The organism is Streptococcus sp. 1343 (assembly GCF_013277355.1).
GTDB lineage: Bacteria > Bacillota > Bacilli > Lactobacillales > Streptococcaceae > Streptococcus > Streptococcus pseudopneumoniae.
Genome location: NZ_VMMT01000107.1, coordinates 1 through 545, shown reverse-complemented (window position 1 = coordinate 545; position 545 = coordinate 1). Strand labels below are relative to the sequence as shown.

Genomic DNA, 545 nt, shown 5'->3' with positions numbered 1-545 from the left:
AGGAACAATCGTAGAACTTCCAGGTAAGGATGGTCGTCCAATTAAAGTGACGATTGGAGCAGATGGTTCAGCTAAGGTTCCAAATGATCAATTACCAGATACTACGGTTGTAGGTAATGCTAAGATTACAGAACCAGGTAAAGCAGCTGTGGAAGTTCCTAATGTAACAACACCAGCTAAGGTAACACCAGCAACACCAGAAACTGAAAAACCAGGTAAGATTGAAATTACTCAACAACCAAATGGAAATGCGATTGTAACACCTAAGAAACCAGATGGAACAACTTACCCATCAGGAACTAAGGTAGAAATCCCAGGTGAAAATGGAACAACAATCACAGTCACAATTGGCGACAATGGTTCAGGTGAAGTGCCAAATGACAAGCTTCCGAAAGGTGCTGTTCCAGGTACAGGAAGAGTCACTGAACCGAACAAGAAACCATCACAACCAGTGGATGTAACAACACCAGCTCGTAAGACACCAACAGTAGAGTTGTCACAAGATCCTACTACAGGTGACGTTACAGTAACACCTAAGAAACCAG

The 545-nt window shown here is 42.8% G+C and carries 1 protein-coding gene; it reads left to right on the top strand.

Features of this window, described 5'->3' with window-relative positions; translation table 11 throughout:
* On the top strand, window positions 1-545 hold a 545-nt coding region (locus HT709_RS11430), incomplete at both ends, for a hypothetical protein (RefSeq protein ID WP_172925789.1).